The 18630-nt window shown below is 47.4% G+C and carries 18 protein-coding genes; 1 reads left to right on the top strand and 17 read right to left on the bottom strand.

Going from position 1 to position 18630, the window contains the following annotated elements; all coding sequences use genetic code 11:
• Positions 1–25 precede the first annotated feature (25 nt).
• From BLCOC_RS08870 to BLCOC_RS08835, 8 genes are all read right to left on the bottom strand, one after another.
• On the bottom strand, positions 26–2629 hold the full coding sequence (locus BLCOC_RS08870) for a heavy metal translocating P-type ATPase (protein WP_115625063.1): 2604 nt from the start codon (positions 2627–2629) through the stop codon (positions 26–28).
• Positions 2630–2717: 88 nt separating this feature from the next.
• Complete coding sequence (locus BLCOC_RS08865; RefSeq protein ID WP_018593528.1) at positions 2718–2978, bottom strand: metal-sensing transcriptional repressor; 261 nt, start codon at positions 2976–2978, stop codon at positions 2718–2720.
• 174 nt (positions 2979–3152) lie between these two features.
• Complete coding sequence (locus BLCOC_RS08860; RefSeq protein ID WP_115625062.1) at positions 3153–4181, bottom strand: DUF2804 domain-containing protein; 1029 nt, start codon at positions 4179–4181, stop codon at positions 3153–3155.
• Positions 4182–4214: 33 nt separating this feature from the next.
• On the bottom strand, positions 4215–4991 hold the full coding sequence (locus tag BLCOC_RS08855; protein WP_018593530.1) for a ZIP family metal transporter: 777 nt from the start codon (positions 4989–4991) through the stop codon (positions 4215–4217).
• A 356-nt stretch (positions 4992–5347) separates the two neighbouring features.
• The gene (locus BLCOC_RS08850; RefSeq protein WP_115625572.1) at positions 5348–5773 is read right to left on the bottom strand and encodes a flavodoxin; all 426 of its coding nucleotides are present in this window, start codon (positions 5771–5773) and stop codon (positions 5348–5350) included.
• Between the two features lie 47 nt (positions 5774–5820).
• Positions 5821–6372: a DUF3793 family protein gene (locus tag BLCOC_RS08845; protein WP_115625061.1), complete on the bottom strand. Its 552-nt coding sequence runs from the start codon at positions 6370–6372 to the stop codon at positions 5821–5823.
• 6 nt (positions 6373–6378) lie between these two features.
• The gene (locus BLCOC_RS08840; protein ID WP_018593533.1) at positions 6379–6666 is read right to left on the bottom strand and encodes a DUF2325 domain-containing protein; all 288 of its coding nucleotides are present in this window, start codon (positions 6664–6666) and stop codon (positions 6379–6381) included.
• Between the two features lie 283 nt (positions 6667–6949).
• A complete protein-coding gene (locus tag BLCOC_RS08835) occupies positions 6950–7750 on the bottom strand; it encodes an MBL fold metallo-hydrolase (protein ID WP_115625060.1) in 801 nt (266 codons plus the stop codon).
• 198 nt (positions 7751–7948) lie between these two features.
• On the opposite strand from BLCOC_RS08835, the gene BLCOC_RS08830 reads away from it, so the two are divergent.
• Positions 7949–8419 carry a DUF1648 domain-containing protein gene (locus tag BLCOC_RS08830; RefSeq protein WP_115625059.1) on the top strand — a complete coding sequence of 157 codons (471 nt, stop codon included), beginning with the start codon at positions 7949–7951 and terminating at the stop codon, positions 8417–8419.
• A gap of 107 nt (positions 8420–8526) precedes the next feature.
• Here the strand turns inward: BLCOC_RS08830 and BLCOC_RS08825 are convergent, their stop codons facing one another.
• The 9 genes from BLCOC_RS08825 to BLCOC_RS08785 form a co-directional block, all read right to left on the bottom strand.
• A complete protein-coding gene (locus BLCOC_RS08825; RefSeq protein WP_115625058.1) occupies positions 8527–10134 on the bottom strand; it encodes a xylulokinase in 1608 nt (535 codons plus the stop codon).
• A 79-nt stretch (positions 10135–10213) separates the two neighbouring features.
• Positions 10214–10903, bottom strand: a complete 690-nt coding sequence (locus BLCOC_RS08820) for an L-ribulose-5-phosphate 4-epimerase (RefSeq protein WP_018593537.1) — start codon at positions 10901–10903, stop codon at positions 10214–10216.
• A 3-nt stretch (positions 10904–10906) separates the two neighbouring features.
• Positions 10907–12577, bottom strand: a complete 1671-nt coding sequence (locus BLCOC_RS08815) for a ribulokinase (protein WP_115625057.1) — start codon at positions 12575–12577, stop codon at positions 10907–10909.
• Between the two features lie 14 nt (positions 12578–12591).
• Positions 12592–13698, bottom strand: a complete 1107-nt coding sequence (locus BLCOC_RS08810) for a GntR family transcriptional regulator (protein WP_018593539.1) — start codon at positions 13696–13698, stop codon at positions 12592–12594.
• A gap of 146 nt (positions 13699–13844) precedes the next feature.
• Positions 13845–14867, bottom strand: coding sequence for a DUF7309 domain-containing protein (locus tag BLCOC_RS08805; protein WP_018593540.1), 1023 nt, complete (start codon positions 14865–14867; stop codon positions 13845–13847).
• A 78-nt stretch (positions 14868–14945) separates the two neighbouring features.
• Positions 14946–15626: a TIGR00266 family protein gene (locus BLCOC_RS08800; protein ID WP_018593541.1), complete on the bottom strand. Its 681-nt coding sequence runs from the start codon at positions 15624–15626 to the stop codon at positions 14946–14948.
• A 118-nt stretch (positions 15627–15744) separates the two neighbouring features.
• On the bottom strand, positions 15745–16680 hold the full coding sequence (locus BLCOC_RS08795; protein ID WP_115625056.1) for a GNAT family N-acetyltransferase: 936 nt from the start codon (positions 16678–16680) through the stop codon (positions 15745–15747).
• A gap of 53 nt (positions 16681–16733) precedes the next feature.
• Positions 16734–17327 carry a methyltransferase family protein gene (locus tag BLCOC_RS08790; protein WP_018593544.1) on the bottom strand — a complete coding sequence of 198 codons (594 nt, stop codon included), beginning with the start codon at positions 17325–17327 and terminating at the stop codon, positions 16734–16736.
• 409 nt (positions 17328–17736) lie between these two features.
• Positions 17737–18615: an SPL family radical SAM protein gene (locus tag BLCOC_RS08785; RefSeq protein ID WP_115625054.1), complete on the bottom strand. Its 879-nt coding sequence runs from the start codon at positions 18613–18615 to the stop codon at positions 17737–17739.
• Positions 18616–18630 lie beyond the last annotated feature (15 nt).

Here is an 18630-nt window from a genome sequence, read left to right as displayed (position 1 = left end):
ACATTTCTTTGTCAGTTGTACAAACTTATTGCATTGTTATTTCTGTCACTTCATATCCAGCATCCACAACAGCCTTTTTCAGCGCATCTTCAGATACATCCTCCTCTGCTTCCACATATGCTGCCTTGTCATCCAGGCTTACGTCTGTCTTTTTCACACCCTCCACGGCATTCAGCGCTTTTGTCACTGCTGCCTGGCAGTGGGGGCACATCATTCCTTCAATCTTCATTGTGATCATTTTTATTTCCTCCTTATTTTCCGGCAGTGTTCTGCCTTGTTTTACAGTACCTTCAGTTTCTATCTGTTCCTTTGCCGCAGGCTTCTTCAGTACGTGAAAGAAGCGAAGCCGCAGGGCATTGGTCACAACAAAAAAGCTGCTGAGACTCATGGCTGCCGCGCCGAACATAGGGCTTAGCTTTAAGCCGAACATGAGGTACAGAAGCCCCGCCGCCAGGGGAATTCCACAGGCGTTATAGAAAAATGCCCAGAACAGATTCTGTTTAATATTGCGGATGACCGCTTTGCTCAGGCCTACTGCTGTGACTACATCCAGAAGGTCACTCTTCATCAGCACGATATCCGCACTCTCAATAGCCACATCCGTACCTGCACCAATGGCGATCCCCACATCGGCTCTGGCAAGAGCAGGCGCATCGTTGATGCCGTCGCCTACCATAGCGACAGTTCTTCCGCCCTCCTGCAACTTTGCCACTTCCCGCTCCTTGTCCTGAGGCAGCACCTCAGCAATGACGGTATCTATATCCAACTGCCTTTTGATCGCCTCGGCAGTTCTTCTGTTGTCACCTGTGAGCATGATGACTTCTATGCCCAGCTTCTTCATTTCCCGAATAGCCTGGGCGCTTGTATCCTTCACCACATCGGCTGCGGCTATAATGCCCAGGATTTCCTTCTCATCAAAGAACAGAAGCGGGGTCTTACCCTCCATGGCCAGACGCTCCATATCCTGTCTCTGTTTTTCTGCGGCAATCCCTTTTTCCTCCGCAAACTTCTGACTTCCCGCAAAGTACAGTTTTCCGTTTATTCGGGCCTGCACGCCGCGTCCCGGCACAGCAAGGAAATCCTCTGCTTTGTCAGCTCTTATCCCCTCTACCTTTGCCCTCTCCAGAATTGCCTCTGCCAGAGGATGTTCACTTTTCTCCTCCAGGGAAGCCGCCACTGTGAGCAGTTCTGTTTCCGTCCGCTTTCCCGGAAGGATATCTGTCACCTGCGGTTTTCCCTGGGTGATCGTACCTGTCTTATCAAGCACAACACTCTTTATATTATGTGTGATCTCCAGGGCTTCCCCTGACTTGATGAGGATTCCGTTCTCCGCGCCTTTTCCGGTTCCCACCATGATGGCTACTGGAGTTGCAAGTCCCAGCGCACAGGGACAGGAGATGACCAGCACCGCAATGGCACAGGAGAGCGCAAATTCAAAAGCCGCTCCCGCTATGATCCAGGCCACTGCCGTGATCAGAGCGATCCCCATGACTACCGGCACGAAAATACCTGCTATCTTATCTGCGATCTTGGCAATGGGTGCCTTGCTGGAACTGGCTTCCTCCACCAGGCGGATGATCTGGGAAAAGGTGGTGTCCTCCCCAACTTTTGTTCCCCGGAAACGGATAAATCCCGCCTTATTCATGGTAGCCGCGATCACGGTATCTCCCACTGTCTTCTCCACAGGAATGCTCTCCCCTGTGATGGCGGCCTCATCCACACTGGTGCTTCCCTCGATGATAATACCGTCTGCAGGAATACTGCTTCCCGGTTTTACAACAAAGATATCACCTTCCACAGCCTCCTCCGCTGGAATCTCTATCTGGCGGCCGTCCCGCTCTACCACAGCAGTTTTAGGTGCCATATCCATCAGTTTTCTGATGGCCTCGCTGGTTTTTCCCTTGGAACGTGCCTCCAGATATTTTCCCACATTGATAAATGCCAATATCATCACAGCAGACTCAAAGTACAGATCATGTCTGTACTGGTCCACCAGTGCTATATCCTGTACACCAAGTCCATAGCCTATGCGGTAAATGGCGAAAATGCCGTAAACAAGGGATGCCGCAGAACCAATGGCGATCAGCGTATCCATATTGGGTGCTCCGTGCATCAGGGTAGAAAATCCCTTTGTATAATATGCCCGGTTCACGATCACCACCGGAAGGCAGAGCAGGAACTGAGTCATGGCAAACCCCACCCCGTTCTCCGATCCGCTTAAAAACCCCGGAAGAGGCAGTCCTGCCATATGTCCCATGGACACATACATCAGCGGAATCAGGAACAGAAAAGATAGGATCATCCGGTTCTTCATCTCATGCATATGTTTTTCCACCGGGGACTCTCCCGCCTTTGCCGCCTCTGTACGGGAGGCTTGTGCTTTTAGAACAGCTTTACCGGCTCCTGCCTTTTCCTGCCCGCCTGCGGCTGCAGCGCCGTAGCCTGCCTGTTCCACCGCATTTTCTATCTCCTGTACGGACAGTGCGGACTCATCGAAATCCACCTGCATGCTGTTTGTCAGCAGATTTACGCTGACATCCTTCGTTCCGGGCAGCTTTCTGACACATTTTTCTACCCGGGACGAGCAGGCGGAACAGGTCATGCCTGTCACATCAAATTTCTGCTTCATAATATATTACTCCCTTCTAAGATCAGACGCATTTTATTTCAAAACATCGGATTGGTTCAAGCGGCAGTTCAGCCTTCCATCCTCACCATTACAATATTTTACCCAGCATTGCCACAAGTTCATCCACCTTTTCTTCTCTTTCCTCATCCGTATCCGCATTTCTGATACAATTTTTTAAATGAGCTGTGAGAATCTCCTTATTTGCTTTATTCAAAATGGCTTCCGTTGCCATAAGCTGCTGGGAAATGTCAATACAATACCGGTCTTCCTCCACCATCTTCAAAATCCCGTCAATCTGTCCCCGTGCTGTCTTCAAAAGACGATTGATCTTCCCTCTGTCTGCCTGCATATACAAGACCCCTTTCCAAAATAAAGATCATAACGGTTCCGTACCCTTATGGCTATGGGCAAAAATCCACGCGGAACCACTTTTTATCACTACACCCCTGGGGGGTATTATCTTTGTTAAAAATACAATAACAAAAAATGGAGTAAAAGTCAACACTTTTACTCCATTTTCCTGTCACCATTTATTTCTCACTTTTTCCGCAAATCCAAGCATGCGGCGAATCTCCAGTTTCCTTCCGTCATCCAAGACTGCCGTGCCGTCAAAATAGCCGAACACCTGATGCTGGTCACTGAGAATGATCCCCGCAGAAGTATACGCTTTGCGATCCAGTATTGGTACGAAGGTTAAATCCAGTCTGTCATCCGATGAGGTAAAATACCAGGGTTCCAAATACTTCTCACGCCCTTCCTTCTCCCCGGGAATATGGAATCTGACCTGTTCAAGCTTATGGGCACGACCGTCATAGAAAAGCATGTTTTCAGATGCCGCGGAGGTATCCCCAAACCCGTAACCCAGGTTAAAGCCAAATACCTTTCCATCTATCAGACCGTGCATGGCACTCCAATACCAGGTATTTTTGTACGTCCAGACGCCCCGTCCCCAATCCAGAAGACCGAAGCTGTCCTCAGGTTCAAAATAATGGCGCTGACCTCTGAATTCTACCACTCCTTTTGCACGCATGCCGATGATCTTCTGATTATAGTAAAACGCTTTTTCCTTCTCAAAAGGTGTGGCGATCACCATGCTGTCCCTGGGTTCTTCATCCAGAATGATTTTCATCCGGATGGGATCATGGCCCTCAAAATCTTTCATCCACGCTCTCAATACACGTCTGCCATTTTCAGCCTGAAAGGAGAAGTAACATTTTTTATCCCGGTATTTTGTCTCTCCATGCACGGAATCCGGCGGCAGATTTGTCTTTCCCATGGGGAAAACCGTCATCGGGCTTACTGTCTGCTCTGTCTTATGATCGAAATCCAGAAAGGAGATACTCATAAGCCCCATATAGCTGTTATCATCCACAGTCAATGCCACTCCGAAATGAGGATTATAGATGAGATAATAATCCCACTCCTTAATCCTGAGAGGATTGGCCCGGATCTTTCCCCTGTCATATCTCTTTACCAGTGACAGGGCATATCCTGCCTGTGCCAGATTTCCCCTTTCATCCAGCAGTTCCCCTGGTTCCAACTTTTTCTGCATGTAAAATCCCCCTTTCACACAGACACCGTGTTCTTATCCTAGTGCTACATCTAAAATCATCATCACCACAAATCCAACGGCAAAACCAATGGTCGCAATGTTGGAATGCTCTCCCTCACTGGCCTCCGGTATCAGCTCTTCCACCACCACATACACCATGGCTCCCGCCGCAAAAGACAGCAGATATGGAAGGACCGGAGTGATATAGGAAGCCAGAAGGATTGTCAGAAACGCCCCAATAGGCTCCACGATCCCCGAAAGGGTTCCCATGACAAAAGCCCGCATCCTTGTATTTCCCTCACTTTTCAGCGGAAGGGAGATGATAGCACCCTCAGGGAAATTCTGGATGGCAATACCGATGGAAAGGGCAAATGCGCCCATCATACTGATATCGGAATTCTTCGCCAGCATACCTGCAAACACCACACCGACGGCCATGCCCTCCGGTATATTATGAAGCGTTACAGCCAGGACCAGCATGGTATTTTTCTTCAGACTGCACTTTTTTCCCTCCGGTTCGCTGCCGCCTAAATGCAGATGGGGAATCAGACGGTCCATCAGAAGCAAAAAGAACACTCCAAGTCCAAAACCCACTGCGGCCGGGATAAAGGCCAGTTTTCCCATGTTCTCTGACATATCCATGGATGGGATGAGCAGCGACCACACGGAAGCGGCTATCATAACACCTGACGCAAATCCCAAAAGCATTTTCTGCACCAAAGGCTTGATCTCATTTTTCAGGAAAAACACACAGGCTGCCCCCAGTGTAGTTCCCGCAAAGGGAATTAAAATCCCCAGAAATGTATTCATACTTAATCACCTGCTTTTCTCTGTTTATTTATAAATCTATAACTATTCAGTGCCCTCACTGTCACGAGCAAAATTCCTCGTAAACTGAAAACAATGAACTTTTTTTATGAGGTTAAAAATATTGTAGCATAACCTGAAGCAATTTGCACTAATTTTGTTAAGTTTTCTATTAGTTAAAAGTAACCATAAAATCGCCCCATATACTGCCAGGTATTTTCCGGGGATCGCAGGACAATACTCGTGGTGGGTCCGGAATTTCATTTTGATACAATAAAAAACCCTGCAAAACAGACAGCCCTACGGCTGTACTCTTTTACAGGGTCTATATATAACTGAATTACTGAGATCTCTCTGAATTACTGAGTCAGTATTTTTCCCAGTTTTCTGCAGGCTTCTCTTTCTTCTTCTCCGGGTTCTTCATTGCAGATCACACCGCCGCTTACCAGTTCTGCGCCGTCTTTTCTGCATTTATCCTCCCAGGAACGCATCCATTCACCGTCACCCCAGCCGTAAGAGCCAAAGAGGGCAATTCTTCTGCCTTTCAGTTTCGGCTCACATTCAGCAAACAACGGCTGGAATTCTGTTTCCTCCAGCTCCTCATCTCCCATGGAAGGGCATCCGAATGCCACTGCGTCAAACTCATCCATCTTAGCCGGGCTGAAGGTTTCCGGGGTAAAGGAAGATGCCTCCGCCCCCGCACTTTTGGCGCCTTCCAACACAGACTCAGCCATCATCTCTGTATTTCCTGTTCCGCTCCAATATACCACCGCTATTTTACTCATGATAAAATCCTCCATATTTATAATGATCATCCTCTGTCAGCGGCTTCTCATGCCGCCACTGCCAGTTTCCAGACGGGTTTTCCCTGCTGCCACAACCGAAGGTAAATTTCCCTGCATTTCCGGAATTTCTCAAACAGCTTCATGGTCTCGCATTCGTTGCAGTACACTTTCCAACATCCTGCACATTTACTGTTTTTTCCTGCGTTTTCAATAAATCCTTTTACATCTCCTAAAGGATATCCCAGAAACAGGCCTATTTCGTGAGGGAAGTTCTCACCCTCCTCAAGCCGCATGCGCAGTCGTCTGATCGCCTGGTCAGTGTCAATATCCACATATCCGTATTCTTTTAAAAATTCTGCCGTACCGGGTCTTGCCAGATCCTCTTTCAGCTTCTGCCTTCTGTACACATAAATCAATGCCGTGCCTTCCCGTCTTCTCACTACGGAAAAGGATATCCCCTTTGCCGCAAACTGCTGCGTCAGACTTGTAAGCTGCTCCTCCAGTTCTTCCCAGGACTTGTATGGCATATTAAAAAGATTTGCTGTCTTGATAGATGCCAGTGTGGGTGAACAATGTTCTACCAGATAACGTTCCAGCATAGTTACTCATTCCTTTCCTGCATACTCTTCCAAAACATTGTGCAGGGCAGCCGCACTGCTTGTGTGTACCCTGGCTACCGGGATCTGATTCTTTTTCGCCTCCTGAAGAGCACTCACCACCATTTTATGTGAGACAGTGTTGGTGAACAGGATCATCAAATCCGGGCAGCCCAGCTTTTTTTTCATGGCACCTTTCTCTTTTGCAAAAACCTTGGCCTTACAGCCATGACATTTACAGATATTTTGATACTGACAGACCATTCTTTCATTCCCGCCTACAATGACAATACTCATGGGCAAATTCTCCTTTTTCGAGTTAGCTTTAACTAACTTATGTTTTTTATTATAGCGGATGTATCAAGGTACATCCGCTTATTGGGTTATGTATGTGTGTGTGGAGTGATAAATTGGTTAGCTTTAGCTAACTTATTACATACTATACACAGTTTTTTGGCTTGTGTCAATATATTTTTCAAAAAATATAAGAAGAGAATGTCTGAAGTTACCGTTGGCGGGCTGCTATCCCGGGAGACGTTCCCCCCAAGAGGAGGCTGTGAACAGTAACTGTCAGAAAAATTTATAGCTCAAAACACTCCAAATCTTCCGGAACAAAAAGATTTCCGCTATAGTACGCTTCGCCCTCCTCTGTATAAAGGCGTTTTCTGTGGGCCAAATTTCTGTCCTCTGTATGATACAGTATAAGATTGGGCACCTCCAGCTCCCCGGCTGTCACGCAGGCATCCTTTACCGTGCTGTGATGTTTTTCATAGGGTTTAAATACATCTCTCTGTGAATAGAGACAAAAGGCCTCGTGCATGAGCCAGTCACTGCCTTTTATAAATACTTCATCCTTCTCGTTATAAGGCTCGTCTCCCGCACAGGTCAGCCTGACTCCCTCTTTCGTCTTCAGGGTAAATCCGAACTGTTTCGCTTTTGTTGAAAATATGTCAAAAAAGACCGTCTCACAGCCCAGAATTTCCGCCCGTCCTCCATGTTCCACTGTGACGAAACGGATGCGTTCCCCCAGGTGCCTGGTCACTTTCTTCTGAATGGTCATTTCCGTGATGGTGGTGAGGATTTTTTTCAATTCCTCGTGGCAGTAAATCCGCAGTTCTCCATTATACTTTCCCTGTTCTACTGCAGTGCCTATCATGCGTATCATCCAGACAACACCGAGAAGGTGATCCACATGTTCATGTGTCACAAATATGTCATGTATATCTGTGATGGAAATATCTGCCGCCTTCAGTCTTCCCAGAATTCCGTTTCCCCCTCCTGCATCCACCAGAAAGTGCTGTCCGCCTTCCGTCAGGGCAAAACAGGTATTGTAACATTTTGTCACCGTAGCATGGCCGGTGCCAAGCATAGTAAGTTTCATAAATGGCCTCCCTTTTGTTAAAAACCGTATATCATAAACTATCATAGACATATTTCGGAAAAAAATCAATTTCTTTCTGTGTTTTATCTTCTGTGTTTTATCTCCTGTTCCCTATTTCCTGTCTTTTATGCTGTGTGTCTTGACATTCTGAGTTCTATTGTCTATATTAGCCGTAAATACAGATTGGGGGACTACTGCATGAAGATCAAATTACCTGTTACGCTTTACCAGCGTATTCTCGGCATATTGTCGTTTTTGTTCCTGATGGGACAATTTATATGTCTCATACTTCGGTGGAATCACATGCCTGATGAGATTCCCATCCATTTCGGACTGAATGGCCGGGTGGATGCTTATGGTACCAAGGGGAGCGTACTGTTACTGCCTGTCATAAGTATTCTGATCTATCTCCTGATCCTATTTGTAGAAAAATTCCCTGAACTCTGGAATGTCCCCGGACACGTGACACCTGAGAATATGGGGTGGATCTATGGAAACGTGAAAAGTATGCTGGCCTCCACAAAGTTAGGCGTCTGTTTTATATTCTTTTATATCAATTACTGTACTGTATTTAGCCGTAATCTGGGTGCCTGGTTCATGCCTGTCTCTCTGCTCTATCTTTCTGGCTCCATGGCTTTCTTTCTCTGGAGGGCAGTACACTTTAAATGATCCTGCGCGCTCTGCCGTGCCACATATAAAAGTACACACATAAAAGTGAAAAGCATACTATAAAGGGCACATAAACGCATTTTCATGCATTCATGTGCCCTTTTTACTTATTTCAGTGTGTCAACAGCAGCTCTCTCAATTGTAAGTCCTTCTTTATACCGTTTGATAAATTTATCATATCCGGCTGCATCTGCCGGGTCCGGAGCGATCTCACTGCCTGTTTCCCCTGCAAATACTTTATTTGTCAGATAATCATCCAGCGTTTCGTTCTCCTCTTTGCGGATCATATAGGATGCCAAAAGGGCAATTCCCCAGGCTCCGCCTTCTCCCGCAGTCTCCATCACAGATACAGGCACATTGATCGCCCCTGCCATAATTTTCTGTCCCACGCCTTTTGTCTTGAACAGACCGCCGTGGCCCAGGATCTTGTCCAGCTTCACACCCTCATCCTTTAACAGAATGTCAAGACCTGTCTTCAACGCGCCCAGGGCAGTGAACAGATGTACCCTCATAAAGTTAGCCAGATTGAATCTGCTCTCCGGCATACGGACAAACAGGGGACGTCCCTCCTCAAATCCGGTGATATGCTCTCCTGAGAAATAATTGTATGCCAGCAGTCCGCCGCAGTCATCATCTCCCTCAAGCGCTTTATTGTACAGGGTTCCGAACAGCTTATTCATATCCACTTCCACACCGAACGCCTCTGCGAATTCCTTAAACAGAGATACCCAGGCGTTCAGATCAGAGGTACAGTTGTTGCAGTGCACCATCGCCACAAGGTTGCCGGTGGGAGTGGTCACCATATCGATCTCTTTATATACTTTGGAAAGTTCCTTCTCCAGAACGACCATGGCAAATACGGAGGTTCCGGCAGAAACATTGCCTGTGCGTTTTGCAATGCTGTTCGTGGCTGTCATGCCTGTACCGGCGTCTCCCTCCGGCGGGCATACCGGAATACCTGCCTGCAGGTTTCCGCTCACATCCAGTAGTTTTGCGCCTTCCGCAGTCAGTACACCTGCATCTTCGCCTGCGCTTAACACCTTCGGCAGAATGTCTCCCAGCTTCCAGGAATAATTTTTCTCTGCCACCAGCGCATCGAACTGCTCTATCATACGTGCATGATAGTCCCCTGTGTTCATGTCGATGGGGAACATACCGGAAGCCTCCCCGACTCCCAGCACCTTTTCTCCTGTCAGTTTCCAGTGAATGTATCCGGCCAGAGTTGTCTGGAATCTAATCTCTGATACATGCTCCTCTTTGTTCAGAATAGCCTGATACAGATGGGCAATGCTCCATCTCTGGGGAATATTGAAATCAAACACTTCTGTCAGCTTGTCAGAAGCCTCCTCTGTCATGGTATTTCTCCAGGTGCGGAAAGGTACCAGCAGTTCATCCTTTTCATCGAATACCATGTAGCCGTGCATCATGGCGCTGAATCCCACAGCTCCCAGTTTTGTAATGACAACACCGTATTTTTCCTTTACGTCCTCTGCCATCTTTGCGTAGCTGTCCTGAAGCCCTGCCCAGACATCCTCCAGAGTATAGGTCCAGATATTATTTTCCAGACGGTTTTCCCAGTCATGGCTGCCGGATGCAATGGGGGCATTATCTTCCCCGATGAGCACTGCTTTAATGCGGGTGGAACCAAACTCAATACCCAGCACTGCGTTTCCGCTTTCAATCACATTTTTTACATTTTCCAGATCAAATCCCATAAAATCTTACCTCCGATATTTTTCTCATTTCGTAACTGTTCAGTACCCTTACAGTTACCTGGCTGTTACTTGATTTTCACTATTTCTGTCCGTAATAGGCATTTGCCCCGTGTTTTCTGTAATAGTGCTTGTCCTGCAGTTCCTGGGGTGCCGGCTTTACCTGCGGATTGATCGTCTCACACCGCGCCGCCATCTTTGCAACCTCCTCCAGAACCACTGCATTGTGGACTGCCTCATGGCCGTCTTTGCCCCAGGTAAACGGGCCGTGGTTCTTGCACAGCACTGCCGGAACCGCTTCATAGTCATTATTTTTGAAATATTCCGCAATAAGAAGGCCTGTATTCTGCTCATATGCCCCGTCAATCTCTTCTTTTGTCAGGCATCTGACGCATGGGATTTCTCCATACATATAATCCGCGTGAGTGGTGCCATAGCAGGGGATTCCCCTTCCGGCCTGTGCCCAGCTCGTGGCCCATGAGGAATGTGTATGTACGATACCGCCGATATTTGGAAATGCTTTATAAAGCTCAATATGTGTAGGTGTATCGGAGGATGGGTTGTATTTTCCCTCGATCTTATTTCCTTCCAGATCCATGATGACCATATCATCCGGAGTCAGTTTGTCATAGTCAACACCACTTGGTTTGATGGCAAAATAGCCTGTCTCCTTGTCGATCTGACTTACATTTCCCCAGGTAAAGGTTACCAATCCATACTTTGGCAGCAGCATATTCGCTTCGTACACCACTTTTTTCAATTCTTCCAACATCATTTATCTCCTCGCTTCCGCTTTTATTTTTTTCAGTCTTTTCATAACATCATTGCCGCCCCGCCCGAAATGATCGTGCAGGATTTTATATTCCCGGTACAGTCTGTCATAAGCTGCCGCATTTTCCGAATTTGGCCTGTAGGTCCTCTCCTCTACACGTCCCATGGCTTTGGCCGCTTCAAAGATCGTATCATAGCCGCCCTTTTCCTTTCCTGCCGCCACAGCGCCGAACATGGCTGAACCAAGGGCAGGGGACTGGTCAGAGGCACCGATAAAAATCTCCCGGTTGGCAACATCCGCGTAAATCTGCATCATCATGGCGTTCTTCTTGGAAATGCCGCCGCAGGCGTAAAGCTCCTCCACCGGTACTCCCGCCTCCTCAAAATTATCAATGATGGTGCGCATACCATAGGCTGTGGACTCGATCAAAGCCCTGTAGATCTCCTCCGGCTTTGTGGTCAATGTCAGACCCAGGATCATACCTGTCAAATCTGCGTCTACCAGCACAGAGCGGCTGCCGTTCCACCAATCCAGAGCAATCAGCCCGCTCTCCCCTATTTTCAGACGGGATGCCTTCTCTGTGAGAAGCTCATGGATATTCATGTCTCTGCTGTCCGCCTCCTGATAATATCCCGCGGGCACACAGTTCTTTACAAACCATTCAAACTGGTCCCCCACACAGGGCTGTCCCGCCTCATATCCGTAGAGACCCGGAAGGACACCGTCCTCCACTACGCCGCAGATGCCGGGAACCATTTTCTCCTGACTGCTGCACATAATACCGCAGGTGGAGGTACCCATGATCATCAGCAGCTTATTGGGCTCAGTGATCCCCACTGCCGGCAGGGATACATGGGCATCCACATTCGCCACCCCCACTGCCATGCCTTCTCTAAGACCCAGACGCTTCGCCATCTCTTTTGTCAGTTCACCGGCTTTCATCCCCTGGGGGCAGACCTCAGCTCCCAGCTTCTCCTTAACCACATGCTCCAGGCGCGGATCGAGAGCCTTAAAAAATCCGGGGTCAGGGTATCCTTCCCTCTTATTCCAGAAAGCCTTGTATCCGGCAGCGCAGCCGCTGCGCTTTTCCTGATCAGTCAGCTTAAAGATCACCCAGTCTGCAGCCTCCACAAAACGGTCAGCCTGTTCATAGACTTCCGGGGTCTCTTTCAAGATCTCCATAAGTTTTGGTATCATCCACTCAGAGGAAACTTTGCCCCCGTATCTTGAGAGAAATGTCTCTCCCCGCTCCTCTGCCATGCGGGTACAGATATTTGCCTCCTCCTGTGCCGCGTGGTGCTTCCACAGCTTCAGCCATGCATGGGGAACATGTTCCCACTCCTCCTGCAGACAGAGAGGCGTGCCCTCTGCGTCCACCGGCATGACGGTACAGGCTGTAAAATCAATAGACAGGCCAATAATATCCCCGGGATCCACACTGCTTTCCCTCAGAACAGCAGGTATGGTGATATCCAGTACCTCCAGGTAGTCCAGAGGATGTTCCAGTGCCCAGTCCGGGGGCAGCCTGGTTCCGTCCGGCAGGTATTCCTCCATCACTCCGTGGGTGTAAGGTTTTGTGCTCTGGGCGATCACGGTTCCGTCAGACACATCCACAAGGACTGCCCGTCCGGACTGTGTGCCGTAATCCACGCCGATTGCGTATTTTCTATTCATCTGCCTTATTTCTCCTATTTATTCTCCGTATTTCTGCTTTTAGTAGACCCGCGCACGATCAGCTCCGGCTGGATCAGACGCGGAATCCTGCTTTTATCCTCCGGTACTTTACGGATTTTTTCCAAAAGCAGTTCAGCAGCCATTTCACCCAGCTTTTCCTGGGGATGTGCAATGGTTGTCAGTCCCACGGTACCCTCTGCGATGACGGAATTGTCATATCCCGTCACAGAAATATCTTCCGGCACTCTTTTTCCGTTTTTCTGAAGGGAACGGATGACTTCCAGTGCGATCTGGTCGTTGTAGCATACAACGGCATCCATCTCCACCTGCTGCTGAAGCAGAAGTTCTGTCATCTGGGCAGGTTTCATCTTCCGGTCCTCTGTATGGAACCATACCACCATGTCAGGATCATAAGAAAGCCCGCTCTCCTGGAGCGCTTTCACATATCCCTTGTGCCGTTCCTTTCCCTGAAAGTCATCGGCCTTGAATATCCCCAGTATTTTCCTGTGTCCGCAGTCCAGCAGATGTTTTGTGACAAGATAGCCGCCCTTGCAGTCGTCCATTAAGATATGGGGTTTGTCCATCATCTGCGGATATACCCCCTGAATAAATACATAGGGGATCTCATACTGGTCCAGCATTGCATACAAGTTTGTGTGCCTGCAGAAAATCTGGCTCTTGCTCGGTTCAATGATCAGGCCTTCTATATCCTTTGTCAGAATGTCCTCCAGAACACGTTCCTCTATGGTACGGCTGTTGGCTGTGTTTTTCAGGATGATGCTGTATCCGTTGGCTGTCATCACCTTGTCCATGCCCTGTATCAGGCGCGGAAAAATATAGTCGGATATGTAGGTTGTCACAACTGCAATATTCCTTGAATTCTTCATGTGCCCCATGCGTTGGGAGCAGAAGGTTCCGCGGCCGTGCTCCGCTTCGATATACCCTTCATTTATGAGAATTGACAGGGCCTTGCGCACCGTATGGCGGCTGATCTGATAGCGGGCAGACAGTTCATTTTCCGAGGGCAGCTTCTCTCCCGGCTTGATTTCTCCGCTCAAAATGGACTGCTTTAGTTCCTCCATGAGCACATAATATTTTGTCTTTCCGTTTTCGTTTGTCATATGCCCCTCCTTATAGTTGTTATTGTACAACTTGTATGGTTCTCTTCACAAGTTGTTTCCAAACAAAGAAATGAATTTTTAGACACACTTTGGCGTAGATAGAAAAAGAGCCCGGTTTTACCGGACCCCTGCGATATTTTGTTTTTTCAAAAATTCTCAAACATATGCTCCCTGATCTCACTTATGATCTGGTCCATCTCCTCCAGCTCATCTTTTTCAAGCTGGATACCGCACTCCTCGCAGATATCCCGAAGAGCAGCAAATACCCATGGATTTCTGGCTTTGATGCGCAGCATCTTCCCGTTATCCTGCAGATAGTTCACAAAGAAATCAAGCACTACATCTATCTCTGAATCCTCAGGATTCACCATCTTCATGTCCAGAACCATACCCGACGCGTGGTCCAGTGTCACAAACAGAAGGGGACTGATGGGACGTTCGTATTCTTCAACTTCAATACTGGCGTGGACGTATGCGAAATCAACGGAAATCTCTGTCCCTACCTTCGGCCTTTTTTTCAGACGTCTTTTCAGGATCTCATCCTGCAGTACAATGATTGGATATTCCCGCTCCACCATAGGAATGGACTCTGCAAACATGTTCCACAGCCCTGTCTTTTCATTATAGGCTCTCCACAGTATTTCTCCCTTATCCCAGTCCACAAAAATCCTTTCTTCTTTCACAGCACGCACTGCCATGAACAGGTTCTGAAAGGTTTCCGTGAGTACCTCCACCTCCCGTGCATCCGGTGTACAGGGCACGAATCTGGGCATACAGGACTGATAAAAAGGCCATGCCCCACGTCCTCGGAATTTGAGTTCCAGCTCTTTTATCATTTTTTTCTGGTCAGGGGGAACTTCTTCCCTGTCTCCGAAATAACAGGTAAGCGAACGCTGTTCCAGCATTGCATAGTCAGGAGGAAGCCCGGTTTCCTCTGTAGAGGCGATCATATCAAAATCCCTCAGACCTTCCAGCCCTTCGTAGACACTGACCCCGTAACAGTTTCCGCCGCAGCCCATAATGCTCACGAAAACAGGCTCCTCACTGTCTTGTAAGAAGATAGCTACAAGCTGTGTGTCCCAGAAATATTTCCACGGCTCCAGAGCCTTCAGATTGCAGGTTACCTCATATAATCTCTCCCACTGCTTCGGCGATGCCTCATCTCTCATACACAAACCTCCTCCTACGCTTTTATCCGTCTTTCCCTGAAGTAAGCAGCTGCCCGCTTCCCTCTTTTCATCAGGAGATCAGTCATGGGACGGTATGTACTGGCGGATCCTGCCGCAGAATTCTCCGAAGTTCTGGGTCTGTAAAATGATCTTTCCCGGTCCGGTAAGCCTTGTGAGAAACAGCCCCTCACCTCCCAAAAAGATATTCATACCGCCTTTTACCATCTCGATCTCGTACTGTACACTGGACTCAAAGCCCACCACATTTCCGGTATCCACCTTGATAACCTCTCCCGGCAGAAGTTCTTTTTCTACCTTATTTCCATCCACTTCCAGAAATACCATGCCATTTCCCTGCATCTCCTGGAGAATAAAGCCTTCCCCTCCGAAAAAGCCGGAGGACACTTTCTTTGTAAATGCCACTTTTGTCTCCACCATGCTCTCCGCGCAGAGAAAAGACCCCTTCTGGCAGTAAAATCCTCTGTACTGCCTTAAGTCAACCGGGACAATTTCACCCGGAACCGTGGACGCAAACGCAACCATGGCTCCATCCATCTCCGCCTGATAGCTTGTCATGAAAAAGGATTCTCCGGAAAACATACGGCCCAATCCCCGCATAAGACCGCCTCTCGCATTGGTGCTCATGCTTATGCCCTCACTCATCCAGCACATTCCGCCTGTCTGCGTATAAATACTCTCTCCTCTGTTCAGCAGCATTTCCACTGCCGGCATTACACTGCCCTCCAACTTATATCTCATGATCCATGCGCCTCCTTTTCTCTCATTACTTTTTCAACCAGTTTTGGCTGTATCTCAGGATATGTCAAAGCCTCCGGAAGTCTGTCAAAAAGCTCTCTGTTTAAGCGTCAAATACACTCTAATCCTCGATTTTATACCCCATCACATAATCATCCATATAAAATCCATTGCCTATATCATTTTTTTCTTCCCTGAGAATCTGAAATCCCATATGCCTGTATATTTCAACAGCAGGATTATTTTTATTCACATTCAGAAAAATCTCTCCCAGCCCCATCTCCGCCGCTTTTTTCCTCACAAATCCCAACATATGGCCAGCGTATCCTCTGCCTCTTTTGCTGTTTTTCAGATAGAATTTACTCAGATAAAGCATACCTTCCCGGGGATAAAAAGCCAGAAATCCAGCTTCCTCACATGGGTCCTTTACTATATAATAAGTGTAACCTCTGTCCAACTGTTCTTTTATGGCGGAAACCGTCTGGAATAAATTAATCATATAGTCATTTTGTTTTGCACCGATAATGGGGTCAAAGAATTCCTTAACGATAGAGGATGCCATATGTGACAAATCCTCCACACGCTTTTCATCCTGCAGTGTTATCTGCTCAAATTCCAGCTCTCCATATCTTTCATATCTCATAAGAAACTCTGTTTCTCCAGTCTCTGTATCCGTCTCTGTCTTTTGTATGGCAAAGCCGGATTTTTTATAAAAATGGACCGCTCTTTCATTTTTCTCATATACACGCAGCGACAGCTCCGTATTATGTCTGCAGACTTCTCTCAGAAGTGCAGTTCCGATCCCCCGTCCCTGATTCCCGGTCCGTACAAAAAGCCCTGCTATATAACCATCCTGTACGCCTATAAACCCCTCTGCCTGATGATGTGTCTCATAGACAAGAATCTCTGCTCTTGGAAGCTCCTGCCTGACATATTCATAATGCTCTTCCCAATAGGACGAGGGTATAAAGCTGTGAGCCTGACAGTTGGCCTGCAGCCAGATTTCCATTAGTACTTCTATATCGGCAGGGGTAAATTTTCTTATCATACCTGTCATTTCTATTTTCCTTTGTAACTGATTCACAGCCTTTTCTTTTACTTATCAGCCTATCACTCCGCCCGGCAGTTCCTGCCCAGATAACGGAAAACTTTTCTTCTGTATTCCCTGTATTCTATTCCAAAAACTTTTTCCAAATATTTTTCTTCCTGCAAAATCTGCAGATGCAGTGTAAATATGGCAAAGCAGGTAAATACAAGAAGCGGGATATTAAAGAACATAAGTAAGATTCCAATGTAAGTCAGATCAAACCCGCAAAACGCAGGGTTTCTACTGATTGAATATATACCTTCAGACACCATTTTTGTCCTGTCACTCTCCGGAATGCCTGCACGCCAACTGTCACGCATGGTATACACAGAAAGTCCAAAAATCATCACCCCAACTGTGGCAATGATCAGCCCTGCAATACGCATATTCTCAGATGCCTTATTGATTCCCCATAAGATAGATACCAACTCATAAACAGGTACGCCGATGGTTGCTATTTTCATGATAAACTCTATGTACATGAGTTCCTCCGCTTTGTCCCCCTTAGCAATCTGGTTCGTCCTGATTCCTTTCTTTTTCTGCCCCAGCATTTTGCCGAAATAGATGCCATAAAACACAAGCAATAATACAATGCTGCCTGACTGAAACTTGTCCATTTGTGGTATCTCCTCTGTTATGTTATTGTCCGAATCCACTTTCTATCCTGTCACAGACGCCGGAAGCTTCCTGCTCTTTTTCACTCTGTTCTAAGCAGTACACTCTGCCACGTGCAGATATGGAACATCCACTCTGCATCACACTAACAGCCCTGGAGCTTTCCTGCATTCTGTATGAAAATCTGTATGAAAACACCCGGCAGAACAGCAGTCTGTGGACAGCAGTGAATTCTTTCAATACAGTATACCCTACATGCCTCAGGATTGCAATTGCTAAAATTTTGAGGTATATGGGCAGCATATCTCGGGCTTTTACATTGCTGTATGGCCTGATAAACCCAGGATTCCGTAACAGTCAGCCGGCTCAAACTATCGGTCTTACGCTGCCCTTGCTGCGTTATCTCTATATTCACATAAAATCAAAAAGGCTCATCTGGCTGGCCGTATTTTTCTCCTCGAACTTATGCAGGTAAGAAAAGATTTTGTCCATATTGCTTTCCAGACCATTTTCCCTGCAAATCTCATAAAAAACGGATATGAGTCTCTTTCCGTTGGGACTGCCCACTTCATAGGCATTTCCATAAGTTTCGATATATTTTCTGCGAAGCCCAGGAAAATGCTGTTCCAGTTTTTCATAAAAATACTGCCTGTCACCATCCCGCAGGGTGACTCCCATGCCAAAGTTCAATACACCGTATGTTTTTGCCCTGGCCGCATAGTCCATAACGCCCCTTATATTTTCCTCCGTATCATTTATAAAAGGCAGAACAGGACACAGCCATACTACTGTGGGAATTCCTTCTTCCCGGAGGATATTTAATACCTCTGCACGCCGTTTTGTGGTACACACATTCGGCTCCAGGATACGACACAAGTCCTCATCCGCTGTAGTCAGGGTCATCTGCACCACGCACTTTGTCTTTTCATTGATCCTCTTCAGCAGATCCAGATCCCGCAGGACTAAATCGGATTTTGTCTGCACCGCTGCGCCGAAACCATAATGTTCAATAAGCTCCAGACATTTCCTGGTCAGGCAGAGCTTCTTCTCCAGGGGCAGATAGGGATCACTCATAGCTCCTGTTCCTATCATGCACTTCTTCCGCTTGCTTCTGAGGGCTGATTCCAAAAGCTGCGGAGCATTTATCTTTACTTCTATATCCTCAAAATCATGTTTCATTCCATAGCAAGTACTCCTGGAATCACAGTATATACAGCCATGGCTGCAGCCACGGTACAGGTTCATACCATTTTGGGAGGATAAAATAGATTTTGCCTCTGCTTTGTGCATACCGCTGTCTGCCTC

Origin of the sequence: Blautia coccoides, from assembly GCF_034355335.1 — a bacterium.
Classification (GTDB): Bacteria; Bacillota; Clostridia; order Lachnospirales; family Lachnospiraceae; genus Blautia; species Blautia producta.
Note: the sequence above shows the minus strand (reverse complement) of the source record. Positions and strands in the feature narration are given on the sequence as shown.